This window comes from Neobacillus muris (assembly GCF_943193175.1).
Classification (GTDB): Bacteria; Bacillota; Bacilli; order Bacillales; family Cytobacillaceae; genus Neobacillus; species Neobacillus muris.
This window is the reverse complement of record NZ_CALPDF010000003.1, coordinates 82,533-98,742: the sequence shown is the minus strand read 5'-3', so window position 1 is coordinate 98,742 and position 16,210 is coordinate 82,533. Positions and strand designations below refer to the sequence as shown.

Genomic DNA, 16,210 nt, shown 5'->3' with positions numbered 1-16,210 from the left:
AGGCAGTCATGAGAAAAATTATTGTAGGCTCTAGACGAAGCAAATTAGCATTAACACAAACAAATTGGGTCATTGACCAGCTGAAAAAAATCGATCCCCGCTATGAATTTGAAGTCCATGAGATTGTCACAAAAGGCGATAAAATCGTTGATGTGACACTTTCGAAGGTTGGCGGCAAAGGGTTATTCGTAAAGGAAATCGAACAGGCGATGCTGAATAAAGAAATTGACATGGCTGTTCATAGCATGAAGGATATGCCGGCTGTCCTGCCGGAGGGCTTGACCATTGGCTGCATTCCTTTCCGAGAAGACCACCGGGATGCTTTGATTTCCAAAGGGCATGTGAAATTGATGGATTTAAAGCCAGGCGCTATTGTTGGAACAAGCAGTCTGCGCCGGAGTGCCCAGCTTTTGGCCAAACGCCCTGATTTAGAGATTAAATGGATCCGAGGCAACGTCGATACTAGATTGGCTAAATTGGAGACAGATGAGTATGATGCGATCATCTTAGCAGCGGCTGGACTTTCCCGCCTCGGCTGGGCGAGTGACGTCGTAACGGAATTCTTAGATGCCGATGTTTGTATCCCGGCAGTCGGCCAGGGAGCATTGTCAATCGAATGCCGTGAAGATGACAAGGAGCTTCTTGAGCTGTTGGATCAATTTACCTGCCAAAAAACCGAGCGGGCTGTCCGGACTGAGCGCGCGTTCCTTCAAAAGATGGAGGGGAGCTGCCAGGTGCCAATCGCGGGTTTTGCCCGCGTCGAGGATAATGATGAGATTGTGTTAAATGTGCTGGTAGCCTCTCCAGAAGGCCTGGAGATTTTTAAAGAAGAGCTGAGGGGCCAGAACCCAGAGGAACTAGGTGTTCAAGCGGCCGACCTGCTAACGCAAAAAGGGGCAAAAGACTTGATTGACCGGGTCCTTCGAGAGCTTGAGGGCCTTGAATAACCCATTGCCTTTACTCGATAAAAAAATTCTTGTTCCAAGAGGGAAAGGCCAAGCGAAATCCTTCTCGCTGCTAGTTAAGGCGTATGGAGGGATTCCAGTGGAAATTCCGCTGATTGCCTTCCGCCCTGCAGGAATGAATCAGCGCCTTCAAGAGGTTTTGCAGGCGCTGGACACTTTTGACTGGCTGATTTTTACCAGCAAGGTGACTGTGGATACGTTCTTTTCATTTGTCGATCCCGCGGCAGTCAGCTTGCCTAGGATTGCAGTGATCGGAAAGAAGACGGCAGAGGAATTATATAAACGGGAGATCCAGGTTGAGTTTGTCCCGTCTGCCTATGTGGCAGAAGCGTTTGTTGAGGAGTTTCTTCCCCGTATCCAGCCGGGGGACCGCGTGTTAATTCCAAAAGGGAATCTCGCACGGGAATATATAGCAGATTCTTTAACGGCTGCTGGTGCTGATGTGGAGGAAATCGTCATTTATGAAAACTACATGCCGGAAGAAAGCCGCGGCAAGCTAGCCAAGATGATAGAGGAGAACCAGCTCGATATTTTGCTGTTTACTAGCCCTTCGACTGTGGACCATTTTATGGATGTTGTAAAGGAATGCCATCTTGAGGAGAAGCTTGCTGGCTGTATTTTCGGATGCATTGGACCAGTGACGGAGAAAAAATTGTTAGAGTATCAGCTGCCGGTGCATGCTTCACCGGAGGAATATACAGTGAAGGCTATGATCAAAGCTACGATTGCTTATTTGGAGAAAAATAAGAGGTAACGTGGTGCGGCGACAGTGACGTGCGGTCATGCAACAGTTGTCGTACGTTATCCTACAGTTGACCCGAGTTAAGCGACAGTAAAGCGAGACTAAGCGACAGTTGGAGAATCACCCGACAGTAAAGGATGGCTATCCGACAGTTAGCAAGAGTTAAGCGACAGTAAAGAGAGGTTAAGCGACAGTTGTCGATAGCTATCCGACAGTAAAAGCCGCCGCCCCTCATCACTTTTTTAAATATTTTTTACATATTTGGAGGTCATAATAATGGATTTACAATTTAAACGGCACCGCCGGTTACGGTCAAGTGCCAATATGCGGGCACTTGTTAGAGAAAACCATTTAAGTGCCGATGACTTTATCTATCCGCTGTTCATATACGAAGGGGAAAACATCCGCAAAGAAGTCTCCTCTATGCCAGGCGTATTCCAAGTTTCCCTTGATAACCTGCAGGCAGAAATGGAAGACATCGCCGCTCACGGCATTAAATCGGTATTATTATTCGGGATCCCTAAAACAAAAGACGAGTGCGGCACAGGAGCCTTCCACGACCATGGAATTGTCCAAGAAGCCACACGGTTTATTAAAGAGCGGTTCCCAGACATCCTGATAGTAGCCGATACCTGCCTGTGTGAATACACAAGCCACGGTCACTGTGGAATGGTCAAAGGGGATACAATCCTAAACGACGAATCACTGGATTTACTTGTGCAAGCAGCAGTCAGCCAAGCGAAAGCTGGAGCCGATATCATCGCCCCATCGAACATGATGGACGGGTTCGTAGCCGCTATCCGCAAAGGATTGGACGAAGCTGGCTTCCAAGATACGCCAATCATGTCCTATGCTGTAAAATATGCTTCTGCCTTCTATGGGCCATTCCGTGAGGCTGCAGAAGGCGCACCGCAGTTTGGCGACCGGAAAACCTATCAAATGGATCCAGCCAACCGCATAGAAGCATTCAGAGAAGCTGAATCCGATGTAGAAGAAGGCGCAGACTTTTTAATTGTAAAACCAGGCATGCCGTACCTGGATATTGTTCGTGATGTGAAAAATACCTTTAACCTGCCAGTCGTGATCTACAATGTCAGTGGTGAATATTCCATGATTAAAGCAGCTGCCCAAAACGGCTGGATTGACGAAAAGGCCACCGTTCTGGAAATGCTTGTTGGCATGAAGCGTGCAGGCGCTGATTTAATCATTACCTATCATGCTAAAGATGCGATTCGTTGGTTAAGAGAAAACCAATAAATCACTGAGGCTGTGCTGCCTCTGAAGCTGTTCATTTATAAATACATGGGTGAAAAGAGGGAACAGGATGCGTTCTTATACCAAATCAATTGAAGCCTTTAAAGAGGCCCAGAACTTAATGCCAGGCGGAGTGAATAGCCCGGTCCGCGCCTTTAGATCCGTTAACATGAATCCGATCTTTATGGAAAGAGGCAAAGGCTCGAAAATCTATGACATTGATGGCAATGAATATATTGACTATGTGTTGTCCTGGGGACCGCTAATTCTCGGCCACGCCAATGATCAGGTTGTCGAAGCATTGAAAAAAACGGCCGAGCTTGGCACAAGCTTTGGCGCTCCTACCTTATTAGAAAATCAATTGGCCCAGCTCGTTCAAGAGCGTGTCCCGTCGATTGAAATCATCCGGATGGTCAACTCCGGCACAGAAGCAACCATGAGTGCGCTTCGTCTGGCACGTGGCTATACCGGCCGCAACAAAATATTGAAATTTGAAGGCTCCTATCATGGCCATGGGGATTCCTTGTTAATTAAAGCAGGTTCGGGTGTTGCGACACTCGGTCTTCCTGACAGTCCTGGTGTGCCGGAGAGCATTGCCAAGAATACCATCACAGTAGCGTACAATGACCTAGAAGGCGTCAAACTGGCATTTGAAAAATTTGGGGATGACATCGCCTGTATCATCGTGGAACCTGTGGCAGGCAACATGGGCCTAGTGCCTCCGCTGCCAGGCTTCTTGGAAGGGCTGCGTGAGATGACCACCCAATACGGGGCTCTGCTTATTTTTGATGAAGTGATGACGGGCTTCCGTGTCGGTTACAACTGTGCCCAAGGTTATTTTCATATCACCCCTGACTTGACCTGTTTAGGAAAAGTCATTGGCGGCGGACTGCCGGTTGGAGCTTATGGCGGAAAAGCAGAAATCATGGAAAGAATTGCGCCTAGCGGACCAATTTATCAAGCCGGCACTTTGTCCGGAAATCCGCTTGCCATGACTGCCGGCTACGAAACATTAAGCCAGCTGACCCCAGAGCATTATCAGGAATTCATCCGCAAAGCGGACATGCTTGAAAAAGGCTTTACAGCAGCCGCTGAAAAGTACGATGTTCCGATTACGTTTAACCGTGCCGGCTCGATGATTGGCTTCTTCTTTACAAATGAAGAAGTCATCAATTATGACACCGCCAAAACCTCTAATCTGGAATACTTTGCGAAATATTACGCGGAAATGGCGGACCAAGGCGTATTTTTGCCGCCATCCCAATTTGAGGGATTGTTCCTGTCTACCGAACACACGGATGAGGATATTGCCAAAACCATTCAAGCAGCAGAAGTTGCTTTTTCAAAGCTTAAATAATCAAAAGGAAGCACTCGGCCTATGGCTGAGTGTTTTTTTGTCAGCAAACCTTTGTTTTTATGCAATTTTTCCAGACAATCAGGCTTTTTTATCATAAATAAAAATATTGCCTCATAAAGTGTAAGTGACATAGTGATTTTACGTGGAGGATACGAAAGGAGGAGTCGCTTTGTCCCAGGAGAATCAATCGTACCTTAGATTTTCCGTGGAGGAATCTTTGTGGTTTAGAAAAGGACAGGAAGTCGAGGAGCTTATCTCCATTTCCCTAGACCCGGACATTACCATCCAGGAAAATGACCAGTACGTAACTATACGGGGGTCGCTGGAGCTCACCGGCGAATATAAAAACATTCAGGAAAGCCCTGATGGCCAGGCACAAGAGCAGCCTTCGCAGAAATTTGTGGAACGGGTGGCCGAACAGGAAGAAGGAGTGTGTGAATTTTCACACCGGTTCCCAGTTGACATTACGATCCCCAATAACCGGATTCAAAGTGTCTACGATATCGATGTGCTGGTGGATTCATTTGATTATTCGCTGCCTGAGCGAAGCTGCTTAAAGCTTTCTGCCGAACTGACAATTAGCGGTCTCTATGAAACCGAATCACAGCAGGAACAAGAGCAGGAATATGAGGTCGTTCACCGCGCTGATCCTGTCAATGAGGAAGAAGAAATCGAAATCGAAGAGCCGGCTGCATACAGCCCTTTTGCGGACAATGTGTTATTTGAAATTGAGGCAAGAAAGCAACAGGAAGAGGAACCGAAAGCCGAGCTATTACCTAAATTCCCTACGTTTAACTACCAGCCAGATGTAACGGAGGAAAGTGGAGAAGGGCATCCTGCATGGCAATTCCAAGAATACCAGCAAGAACCCGGCGAGCCGGTCTTGAACTTTCAAGATGCCCGGAGCGAGAAGCATCATGTAGAAGTGGAGACAGAGTTGGAGAAGAAGGCGGAAGTCGTGCCGGAGATATTGGAGGAGGCTGAGGAGGTATTAGAGCAGGAGGAAAGCTCGTCGTCTTCTGAAGAAGCGCCTAAGAAAAAAATAAAAGCAGGCAAAAAGAAAACCATGACCCTGACAGAGTTCTTTGCCCGCAAGGATGAGAGCACTCAAACAGCCACACTTCGGGTATGTATTGTCCAAAAAGGTGACACGATTGAATCCCTTGCGGAACGGTACTCAGTGACTGTGCATAATCTCATGCGTGAGAATCAGCTGGAAATCAGCCAGGATGTACATGAAGGTCAAGTGTTATATATACCGGCTGCTTTAGCAAAAAAGTAAATTTTTTAGAAAATGAGCGGGTCGGCCGGACCTGCTCAGCTTCTTTTTCATGCCATAACCACCTGCTTTTCTTTAAGGAAGAGAGTTGAGGTTCATGAGTGACTCCAACCGATTGGAGAATATCACGCCAATCCTGCAGCATTACCAAGTGGAGCCCCATTTTGTCGATGATTACGGCAGCATTCAAAAGGTTTATTCTAACAAGGGGACCTTTGCCTTAAAAAAAATTTCTCCATCCACCGGTACCGATTTCATCCGCCATGTCCATTATCTTTACCAAAAAGGCTATAACCGGATTGTCCCTATCTATCCGACAATGGACGGCCGTTATGCGGTATTGCATGAGAACAATCTCTATTATTTAATGCCATGGATGTCCAATGATTATGCGGAAAACCGCCAGTTTAAAAACAATCAGCTGTTCCGTGAACTGGCAAGACTTCATACCTTGTCAGCCAAAGAGGTCAAGATTAGTAAGGAAGAGCGGACGGAGCATTATGAAAAGACGATCCAGCAGCTTGATAAACATCAAGAATTTCTTGATGGCTTTATTGACGTTTGTGAAAAAAAGACCTACATGTCTCCATTTGAATTGCTCTACTGCTTGTATTATAACGAAATCAGCCAGGCATTACGGTTTTCAAAATCTAAGTTTGAAGAATGGTATGAGCAAACGAAAGACAACGAAAAGGCACGGATGGTCGTTGTCCATGGAAAGCTGTCCCATGAGCATTTTCTTTACGATGACCGCGGCTATGGCTTTTTTATCAATTTTGAAAATGCCCAATATGGGTCGCCGATCCATGATTTGCTGCCGTACTTGTCAAGGGCGCTGAATACGAGCCCGAAGCGCAATGATGATGTGATTGACTGGGTTTATCATTATTATAAATATTTTCCCTTTAAAGCTGACGAAAAACTATTATTCTACAGTTACCTGTCATACCCCATCCCAATCATTCAGGCGGCGGAGAAGTTTTACCGCAAGCAGCGTCCGAAAAATGAGCTGAAGTTCGTCCGGCAGCTGCAGCACCGCTATTGGCATTTGAAAAATACCGAGTATGTTGTCATGCGGATGACCGAGATTGATGCCCAACAGCAGGCAGCAGCCCAGCAGGCAAAAGAAGGAGCCCAACAGCAGCAATAGAAACTGCAGCAGGGCTCCTACATAATGTCAAAATAGATAGAAAAGGCGATCACCACGAATAAGGATAATAAAATCACATCAAAGACGGTGGGCAAAAAGATCGTCCTTAAGAATTGAAAAATCATAAACGGTACAATTAACTGTCCGCTTAGCTTGCGGAACGTTCTAAACCAGGGACGGTGTTTATACTTTTGGAAATTCCTCACTGAAAAACCTCCCCTCAGACTCCATGTACTTTATGTATATTCAGACAATGGTATAAATTCCCCAATATAGGTTCAAAATAAATCCATTAAAATAGGCAAATGCATCGTTTGATAAAAAACGAGGAACTAGTTTTCTAAAGAAAGGAACAAAAGGGCTTAAATGTTGGAGCATTTATTTCGTAAAAACATAGTATATAAATTAAAATATTTGGTCATCATGATTGACGAAGCCGCCCTTTTTTGGGTAGTATAACAATATAAATTTAAAAACCAAAAGCAAAGACAGGGAAGAGTACGATACCATCCGGCTTTAAGAGAGGGAAATCATCAGCTGAAAGATTTCCTAAGCGGGACATCGGAAGGTCGCCCGAGAGCTTCTTCTGTGAACAGCCAGTAGCAGAAGACGGAGGAAACCCGTTATTCGATGAAGTGCCAGTCAATTCTATTTGATTGGAAAAAAGGTGGTACCGCGAAGCAGCTCCATTCGTCCTTTTAACGACGAATGGGGTTTTTTGTTGTTTGGAGAAGGTTATAAAGGAGGCAAACCAAATGGAAACAAAGGAACTGACGATGCCCACGAAATACGAGCCACAATCCATTGAAAAAGGGCGCTATGATTGGTGGGTAAAGGGCAAATTTTTTGAAGCAAAAGATGATGAGGGAAAACAGCCCTATACGATCGTGATCCCGCCGCCAAACGTAACAGGAAAACTGCATTTAGGCCATGCATGGGATACAACCCTTCAAGATATAATTACCAGGATGAAACGGATGCAGGGCTATGACGTTTTATGGCTGCCAGGCATGGACCATGCCGGAATTGCGACTCAGGCAAAGGTTGAGCAAAAGCTGCGCAGTGAAGGCAAAAGCCGCTATGATTTAGGCCGAGAAAAATTTGTCGAGGAAACGTGGAAATGGAAGGAAGAGTATGCCTCCCATATCCGTCAGCAATGGGCGAAATTAGGCCTTGGCCTCGATTACTCCCGCGAGCGTTTCACATTGGATGAAGGATTATCCAAAGCAGTAAGAGAAGTATTTGTAAAACTGTATAATAAAGGATTAATCTATCGCGGCGAATATATTATCAACTGGGACCCGTCAACCAAAACAGCATTATCGGATATCGAAGTTATCTACAAGGATGTTCAAGGTGCTTTCTACCATATGAACTATCCGTTGGCAGATGGCTCTGGTTCCATTGAAGTGGCGACCACCCGCCCAGAAACGATGCTTGGCGATTCAGCAGTCGCTGTCCATCCAGAAGACGAGCGCTACCAGCATCTCATTGGCAAAACAGTCATTTTGCCAATCGTCGGCCGGGAAATCCCGATTGTGGCAGATGATTATGTTGATAAAGAATTTGGCTCAGGAGCCGTAAAAATTACGCCTGCACATGACCCGAATGACTTTGAAGTCGGCAACCGCCATGGCCTTGAGCGGATTCTTGTCATGAACGAGGACGGCACAATGAATGAGAAGGCAGGCAAATACCAAGGATTGGACCGGTTTGAATGCCGCAAGCAGATTGTCAAAGACCTGCAGGAGCTTGGCGTTCTGTTCAAAATTGAAGATCACCTCCATTCGGTCGGACACTCGGAGCGCAGCGGTGCAGTAGTAGAACCATACTTGTCAACCCAATGGTTTGTAAAGATGCAGCCGCTGGCTGATGCTGCTGTTGAATTGCAAAAGCAAGCGGATAAGGTGAACTTTGTTCCAGACCGGTTTGAAAAAACTTATTTGCACTGGATGGAGAATATCCGCGACTGGTGCATTTCGCGGCAATTATGGTGGGGCCATCGGATTCCAGCTTGGTACCATAAAGAAACCGGTGAAGTCTATGTCGGCCAAGAAGCGCCTGCTGACGAGGAGAATTGGGAACAGGATAAGGATGTATTGGATACTTGGTTCAGTTCAGCATTATGGCCATTTTCAACCCTAGGCTGGCCGGATACAGAGGCAGCGGATTTCAAGCGCTATTTCCCAACAGATGCGCTCGTAACGGGCTATGATATCATCTTCTTCTGGGTATCCCGGATGATTTTCCAAAGCGTGGAATTTACAGGAACCCGTCCATTTAAAGATGTGCTCATCCATGGTCTCGTCCGCGATGAGCAAGGCCGGAAAATGAGTAAATCATTAGGCAACGGTGTCGATCCAATGGATGTTATTGACCAATATGGTGCCGATGCCCTTAGGTATTTCTTGTCCACTGGTTCATCTCCAGGGCAGGATTTGCGCTACAGCACAGAAAAGGTTGAAGCAACTTGGAATTTTGCTAATAAAATTTGGAACGCATCCCGGTTTGCGTTAATGAATATGAATGGGCTGAAATACGAAGAAATTGATTTCAGCGGTGAAAAATCGGTTGCGGATAAATGGATTTTAACCCGCTTGAATGAAACCATTGACCATGTGACCAAACTTTCAGACCGCTATGAATTTGGTGAAGTCGGCCGTGCCTTATACAATTTCATATGGGATGATTTCTGTGATTGGTATATTGAAATGGCGAAGCTTCCATTATATGGGGAAGATGAACCGGCTAAGAAGACAACCCGCTCCATTTTAGCCTATGTCTTAGACAATACGATGCGTTTGCTGCATCCATTTATGCCATTCATTACCGAAGAAATCTGGCAAAACCTGCCGCATGAAGGGGAATCCATCACCATTGCCAAATGGCCGGAGGTTAAACCTGAACTGACTGATGAGCAAGCAGCCCAAGAAATGAAGCTGTTAGTCGAAATGATCCGTTCGGTACGGAATATCCGCGCTGAGGTAAACACACCATTAAGCAAGAAAATTAAAATGCTGGTGAAAGCGAAGGATGAAAAGATCCTTAAAGCGCTCGAGGCAAACCGCAGCTATATTGAACGCTTCTGTAATCCGGAAGAATTGATGATGGGAACAGACGTGGATGCTCCAGATAAAGCGATGACAGCAGTTATCACTGGGGTGGAAATCATCCTGCCGCTGGAAGGCTTAATTAACATTGATGAGGAAATTGCCCGTCTTGAAAAAGAACTGGACAAATTAACTAAAGAAGTTGACAGGGTGCAAAAGAAATTAAGCAATGAAGGCTTTATGAAAAAAGCGCCTGAAGCGGTCGTGGCAGAAGAGCGGGCAAAAGAAAAGGATTATCTTGAAAAGCGATCCATTGTTGAACAGCGAATCAAAGAATTAAAAGGATAAATAGAAGAGGGAGGCGAATCCGAATGGGGTTCGTCTACCTTTATTTTAGGACAAACAGGGGTGTCATACATGTTTACTACCTATCAAGAAGCCTTAGATTGGATTCACTCGCGATTAAGGTTAGGAATAAAGCCAGGGTTAAAGCGGATGGAGTGGATGATGGAGCGGCTGGGATCCCCGGAAACAAAGATGAAGTCCATCCATATTGGCGGAACCAATGGAAAAGGATCAACCGTCACTTTTCTTCGTTCGATTCTCCAGGCAGGCGGCTATTCGGTCGGAACGTTTACCTCGCCATATATAGAACAATTTAATGAGCGGATTAGCGTAAATGGAAGGCCGATCAGTGACCAAGAAATTCTCGATTTGACGAACATCATCCGCCCTCTGGCAGATGAATTAGAAGAAACGGAACTTGGCGGTCCTACCGAATTTGAAGTCATCACCGCAATGTCCTTTTATTATTTTGCCAATATGCAAAAAACGGATATTGTCTTATATGAGGTAGGCTTGGGAGGTCGGTTCGATTCGACCAATATCATTCATCCCCTTGTCTCGATTATTACCAATATTGGATTGGACCACACCAACATTCTTGGAAACACCTATGAGGAAATTGCTTTTGAAAAAGCCGGAATCATAAAGGAGGCCATTCCTATTTTTACAGCTGCCAAGCATCAGGGGGCCTTTCAGGTCATTAAAGAGCAGGCCATGAAAAAACAAGCGCCGCTTTATCACCTGGGGGATGAGTTTTCGGTCACTCAACATGAATCAAAGCCGAAGGGTGAGGTATTTTCACTTGAATTGGAAGGGGAAATACTAAGCGGCCTGGAAATTAGCATGATCGGCCAGCATCAGACCGAAAATGCTGCACTGGCTGTTTGTGCTGCTTTGTATTTGCAAAATTCGGGGTGGTTCAATCTGAATGCAGCCGCCATCAGGGAAGGGTTAAAACAGGCATTCTGGCCGGGAAGATTTGAAGTGCTTTCAGAACACCCTCTTATCATAATTGATGGGGCTCATAATAACGAGGGGGTTACGGTATTAGTTAATGAACTGTCCTCTCGGTATCCTGACCAGCCAATTGATATCGTGTTTGCTGCCTTGCGGGATAAACCTCTCGACCAAATGATCGGCAGGCTTGATAAAATTGCCAGCCGTCTCTCATTTGTCAGTTTTGACTATCCGCGGGCCGCGAAAGCAGAAGATTTGCTGGATTTGAGCCAATCAACCAATAAGGTGGCTGTCGAAGATTGGAAATCCTATCTGCTGGAGGAAATCCAGCATCTTCCTAAGGAGCGCATTTTGGTTATTACAGGCTCACTTTATTTCATTTCAGAAGTGAAACCGTACTTGTGTAAATATTTGAAGAATATTATGACTTCTTTATGACAGGATTTACAAAATTTGATAAAATATATTTATCTTAAATAAATATTTTGGAGAGAGGAGGGGGATTGAAGTGAATGATGTAAGCCCATCTGTGAAGCGGGTTATTTTTATCGTCTGGTTCCTGCTGGTTCCGGCTGGCATGTGGTATGCCTATCAATCATATCCTCCTCCTTCCTCGGCTAAATGGCTTGATATATTGGCCTTTTTCCTATTAGCCACGATTGTCGCTTCGATGCCAATCGTGATCAATGAAATGTTTATTTTTTTGATTCAGTGGGTCACCTTGGTCGTCTTCTTAAAATTTGGCTTATTTGTCGAAATGGTCTTTGCCCAAATTTCGATTGTCGTTTTACTGGTTAGGTTAAGCGTGCTTCGCAAGGGTGAATGGTTCCGCCTGCCGTTAAATTTAATCATGTTTTTTCTTGTTTCCTTTATAAGCGGAACCGTCTATTACTTAATCGGAGGGCAGTTAGCCCCTTCTTTATCTACTGATTCCCATGCCTTATGGCTGGCAGCTTTTTATGCCCTATTAAATTATCTGTTGAATCAGGTGATTGTTTCTTTCAACCTTTACTTTATTTATAAAATCAAGGAACCTATCTTTAGCAAGGATTTGTTTGTGGAAACCATCACGACATTTGTTACTTTTCCAATAGGTTTTGTTTTATACATACTCTATCACCAAGTAGGCCTGCTGGCGATCCTTTTTGTTGGGATACCGTTTGTCAGCTTATCTATCATATTTAATCTCTATTATTCTAGCCAAAAGATGAACGAGCATCTGCAAAAGGCGGCAGAAATCGGCCATCAGATGGCAGAACGGCTAAATGTGGATGATGTGGTGAATTTATTTATTCAGAGGCTGAGTGAGATACTTCCTGTTGATTACGCATATATCCTCGAAGTCCAGGGAGATAAATTGGTTATAGATCGAATGGTCCATCACGGACAGGTGGTTTCCCATCAATTTCCCGGCCTCAAGAAAAACGAAGGAATCAGCGGCGTGGTCTGGGCAAAAGAGAAGGCTTTCCTGTTCCATTCCCGAAAAGAATGGCGGAAATTCGCAAACGGATATTTGCCGGAGCAGGCAGAGAGCATTTTAAGTGTCCCAATTGTCAGAAGCAAAAAGATTATTGGGGTTTTAGTGCTGGCTTCAAAACGCAAGCACTCTTATGAAAAATTTCAGCTTAGTATGGTAGATATCCTGTGTTCCTACTTTGCCGTGGCCATTGAAAATGCCAAGCATTATGAAAGAACCAAAATTCAAAGTGAGCGCTGCCCGCTGACAAAATTGTATAATTTCCGATACTTTGAAGGGATGCTGACGAAGGAGTTTGAAAAATTAACGCGGTTTGAACGGAAGTGCCTTTCGTTGATCATTCTGGATATTGATCACTTTAAAAACATAAACGATACCTATGGCCATCAAAGCGGCAATGAAATCCTTATGGATATAGCCGGCAGAATCAGTAAGCTGGTGGCAAATCGCGGAACGGTCGCGCGTTATGGCGGCGAGGAGTTTGTCGTACTGCTGCCGGATACAGAAAAGCAAGAAGCTTTCCAAATTGCTGAGCTCATCAGACAATCGATTGCTAACTGGCCATTTATTCTCTATCAAGCACTTGACCAGGATAAAAAGAAGCTTCAGGTAAAGATTACGGTTTCGATTGGTGTGGCAACGGCACCAGAGGATGCCGAGGATGCACTGGCATTGGTGAGACATGCGGATCGGGCGTTGTATGTCGGGGCGAAGCGGGCTGGGAGAAACCGGGTGGCGGAGTATTCGACTTGCTAATAATAAGAAAAAAATAAAAAGCTTTCACCTTTTAAGAGGATAAAAAGTGAAAGCTTTTTATTTTATAAAGTTTTTATTCTTGATAACTTCTATCAATTAATCTTGGCTGATCGACGCTCTTTATAAACGGTTCCATGGATTTTATATCTGCATATGTGTCCATGATATTTGAATCATAGATTATTTGTAGACGGGATTGTTTGTCTTGGCTAGCTTGATTTACTTTCCCTTCAAAATAATCGTTTTTGGTTATTTCTTGCGATCCGTCAAAGTATTTATTGCTGGCGGTTCCTTTAATGGCATTTAAAACAATGCGCCGGGCAGACAGGCCACCCTCAATTTTGATATTGGAACCTACTCCAAACATTTCCAGTGCCTTTTCAGAATAGAAATAACCTTTTATATAACTTGGATTAGTCTGGTTAACACTGTTATTTCTAATATTGATATTCCCTTTAGCAAAAATAATTAATGAGCCTTCATTACTATTTATTCCACTTAATTGTGAATTTTCAATGGTAACATCCCCCATTACATACATGATGGATTTAAATTTTGCATCAGCACCCTTTATTGTTACATTTCCATTTACAAAAATTGGACCTTCTATTTGGACCTTATCATATTTAGTTATGTCATAGGAATCAGAACCATTACCAATTGTTAGATTTTTTTTAATGTACGCACCATTTCCGAACTTTGTTGTTTGTAAAGTTGTTGTCGAACTCTTAATAGTTAAACTGCCTTCTGTTGCAAAACTTTTGAAGGAATTATTTTTGGTAAATGTGTAATTGTCTGTGTATGAATAATTACATCCCAAAAATGAGAGACAGCTTCTGGCATAAATTTTATCATTTGGTCTGATGATATCATCAGAAAAGTCATCAACTCCACCGAATAAATGTCTTGATGTGGTAATGTATTGGACACCGCTGTTTTTATCAAAATAAAAAATGTCTTCTTTGCCCTCGATATCAATGTCATCTCGAGCGATTTGCCGGTCGGCTATAATTGGGGCATAACCGGTATAAAAAGCTGCACTTATATTCTTGGTTTGATTTATATAGTCTGCACCAAAAGAATTAGATGAAATGTGGTTATTGTAACTTGAGGGGACACCACTAAAAGTGTATATATTTCCTCCCAAAACCAAACGCGCATTTGTTTCTCCTGTGCTGGGCAGTACGCTTGGATACTGTGATTCAATCCACTTTTCACCATTTAAATAAGCATATCCACGATCAGTGGTAATTAAGTTACTATCCACCTTAAAATCCCCTTTTATCGTAACTCCACCATGCAAGAACATGTTTCCCTCGCCGGGAAGATAGGATAAATCTTGACACTCGTTTTTAGTGGTTTGTGGATCATCAATACACTTGTTTGCTCCAACAGTATATTTTAACGCTTCTAAAACAAATTGTGCTCCAAACTCGATTTTTGATATGATATGCTTTTGCTTTCCATTGACTATACCTGTACTTAAAAAGGTTACCCTTTTTCTTAAAGGATTCTCGTTTCCTTTATTATCAAATGTTTTTTCGATATTTGTAATTTTCACTTCATACTCACCAGTAGTTCCGGTCCGGTTTAACTTGGTTGTATATTTGTTTAATGTAGTATTTAGCACGTCTATAAATTCGCTTCTTGAAAGACCATTGGTTCCGATAGCACTTTCCAGATCATTGTTAATCTGGGCTGTAATATACTCAACACCTTTATTCGCCAGTTCTGTGGCTTGGATATTGGTTTCACTTACACGGTCTTTTTTAGCGCCAGCCATAGTAAGAGATAAGAGTGTAGCCGTCAATACAGTAAATATCAAAATAACTAACAGTGTTAAAACCAGCGCGTAGCCCTGTTCATTTCTAGATTGAGGTTTCATTTTCTAATCCTCCTTTCTATCGTTTACAATACTTAGGGTACTAGAAAGTTTAACTTCCTTATTAATTTTTTTATGTTTAAGTACAAGCGTAATTTTAAATGTATTCGGTGATGTTTCCTCAATTTTTGATTCGTTTGAAAGGATTACGTTATCATTGGTTAATGAAATCGGATTATTGTTAACAATAATTTCTGAGTTAATAATTCCGAGCTTTTTCCCATCTGTTTTAACAAAAAAATAGTTTTTTGTGGTAGTTTCAGGAAGCTTCTTTTCTGCTATTTCGCTGGATTTTAATGTGAAAAAGTCATTGATTAGATATGTCAAAATATAATCTGCTTCATCGCGTAATTCATTTTCTGCAATAACACGGTCATAGGTTTTAAAACCGCCAAATAGTACTGAATAAATTGTTAGGCTAATAATAGAAAGAATTGCTAATACAGCAAGCAACTCGACCAGTGTAACACCTCTATTTAATGGATGTAATGTTTTATTCATAATTAACGTATCCTTCAACTTTACTTGAAATGTTTGGTTTCGAATCAGTTAACTGCACCTCAACTACTATATTAACAAATTTTAAGTTTTCTTCACTTTCAGTCTGTGTGGCTGCTACAGAAATATTATAAGTTCTATTATTGATTGGAATTAAGAAAAGGGATTGACAGGTTTTGTTATTTTCTGGGCAGTTATCTTTATTAAATGTGATTTTCCCATACGGACGATTATCATCTGGAATGTTGATATATGAAAATGGATCAACTTTAATTCTTTCAAGAGTGGCCTTTGCCAAGTGAACAGCAACTAACTTTTCATTATTTGATACAGCTGTCTTATTTGAAAAGATAAATAAGCTTGAAAAAGATAAGAGAATAATCGATAGTATAACAATGGATACTAAAATCTCGACTAATGTCAGTCCATTTTCGTTCATGCTTTTTAATTTTGTCCTCATTTTCATCACCATCGGATTAAATTGTAGTTCTATGAAAC

At 43.1% G+C, this 16,210-nt stretch carries 13 protein-coding genes and 1 other annotated feature; of the genes, 9 read left to right on the top strand and 4 right to left on the bottom strand.

Annotated elements, in window-relative coordinates:
- Positions 1–8 precede the first annotated feature (8 nt).
- The 6 genes from hemC to ysxE all read left to right on the top strand — a co-directional run bounded on the left by hemC (position 9) and on the right by ysxE (position 6,747).
- Complete coding sequence (hemC, locus tag NFS43_RS03250) at positions 9–947, top strand: hydroxymethylbilane synthase (RefSeq protein ID WP_251549424.1); 939 nt, start codon at positions 9–11, stop codon at positions 945–947.
- Positions 940–1,719 (top strand): uroporphyrinogen-III synthase, encoded by a 780-nt coding sequence (locus tag NFS43_RS03245; protein WP_251549422.1) that lies wholly within the window; start codon positions 940–942, stop codon positions 1,717–1,719. Before hemC ends, NFS43_RS03245 begins: the two co-directional genes overlap by 8 nt.
- Positions 1,720–1,983: 264 nt before the next feature.
- Positions 1,984–2,964: a porphobilinogen synthase gene (hemB, locus tag NFS43_RS03240; RefSeq protein WP_251549421.1), complete on the top strand. Its 981-nt coding sequence runs from the start codon at positions 1,984–1,986 to the stop codon at positions 2,962–2,964.
- A 67-nt stretch (positions 2,965–3,031) separates the two neighbouring features.
- Positions 3,032–4,318 carry a glutamate-1-semialdehyde 2,1-aminomutase gene (gene hemL / locus NFS43_RS03235; protein WP_251549419.1) on the top strand — a complete coding sequence of 429 codons (1,287 nt, stop codon included), beginning with the start codon at positions 3,032–3,034 and terminating at the stop codon, positions 4,316–4,318.
- Between the two features lie 169 nt (positions 4,319–4,487).
- A complete protein-coding gene (gene spoVID, locus NFS43_RS03230) occupies positions 4,488–5,600 on the top strand; it encodes a stage VI sporulation protein D (protein ID WP_251549417.1) in 1,113 nt (370 codons plus the stop codon).
- Positions 5,601–5,694: 94 nt separating this feature from the next.
- A complete protein-coding gene (ysxE, locus tag NFS43_RS03225) occupies positions 5,695–6,747 on the top strand; it encodes a spore coat protein YsxE (protein WP_251549415.1) in 1,053 nt (350 codons plus the stop codon).
- Between the two features lie 17 nt (positions 6,748–6,764).
- Here the strand turns inward: ysxE and NFS43_RS03220 are convergent, their stop codons facing one another.
- Positions 6,765–6,953, bottom strand: coding sequence for a hypothetical protein (locus tag NFS43_RS03220; protein ID WP_251549413.1), 189 nt, complete (start codon positions 6,951–6,953; stop codon positions 6,765–6,767).
- 270 nt (positions 6,954–7,223) lie between these two features.
- Positions 7,224–7,448 (top strand) — a binding site (T-box leader).
- Between the two features lie 54 nt (positions 7,449–7,502).
- Between NFS43_RS03220 and NFS43_RS03215 the strand changes: the two genes are divergently transcribed.
- The 3 genes from NFS43_RS03215 to NFS43_RS03205 all read left to right on the top strand — a co-directional run bounded on the left by NFS43_RS03215 (position 7,503) and on the right by NFS43_RS03205 (position 13,332).
- Positions 7,503–10,145, top strand: coding sequence for a valine--tRNA ligase (locus tag NFS43_RS03215; RefSeq protein WP_251549411.1), 2,643 nt, complete (start codon positions 7,503–7,505; stop codon positions 10,143–10,145).
- 69 nt (positions 10,146–10,214) lie between these two features.
- A complete protein-coding gene (locus NFS43_RS03210) occupies positions 10,215–11,537 on the top strand; it encodes a bifunctional folylpolyglutamate synthase/dihydrofolate synthase (protein ID WP_251549409.1) in 1,323 nt (440 codons plus the stop codon).
- 70 nt (positions 11,538–11,607) lie between these two features.
- Positions 11,608–13,332, top strand: a complete 1,725-nt coding sequence (locus NFS43_RS03205) for a sensor domain-containing diguanylate cyclase (RefSeq protein ID WP_338150587.1) — start codon at positions 11,608–11,610, stop codon at positions 13,330–13,332.
- 73 nt (positions 13,333–13,405) lie between these two features.
- Here NFS43_RS03205 and NFS43_RS03200 read toward each other — a convergent pair whose 3' ends face one another.
- Genes NFS43_RS03200 through NFS43_RS03190 form a run of 3 tightly spaced genes read right to left on the bottom strand, consistent with a single transcriptional unit; the run spans position 13,406 to position 16,151 of the window.
- On the bottom strand, positions 13,406–15,217 hold the full coding sequence (locus NFS43_RS03200; protein ID WP_251549407.1) for a hypothetical protein: 1,812 nt from the start codon (positions 15,215–15,217) through the stop codon (positions 13,406–13,408).
- 3 nt (positions 15,218–15,220) lie between these two features.
- Positions 15,221–15,715 carry a PilW family protein gene (locus tag NFS43_RS03195; RefSeq protein ID WP_251549405.1) on the bottom strand — a complete coding sequence of 165 codons (495 nt, stop codon included), beginning with the start codon at positions 15,713–15,715 and terminating at the stop codon, positions 15,221–15,223.
- Positions 15,708–16,151: a type IV pilus modification PilV family protein gene (locus NFS43_RS03190; RefSeq protein WP_251549403.1), complete on the bottom strand. Its 444-nt coding sequence runs from the start codon at positions 16,149–16,151 to the stop codon at positions 15,708–15,710. The genes NFS43_RS03195 and NFS43_RS03190 overlap by 8 nt, the downstream gene beginning before the upstream one ends.
- Positions 16,152–16,210: the final 59 nt, after the last annotated feature.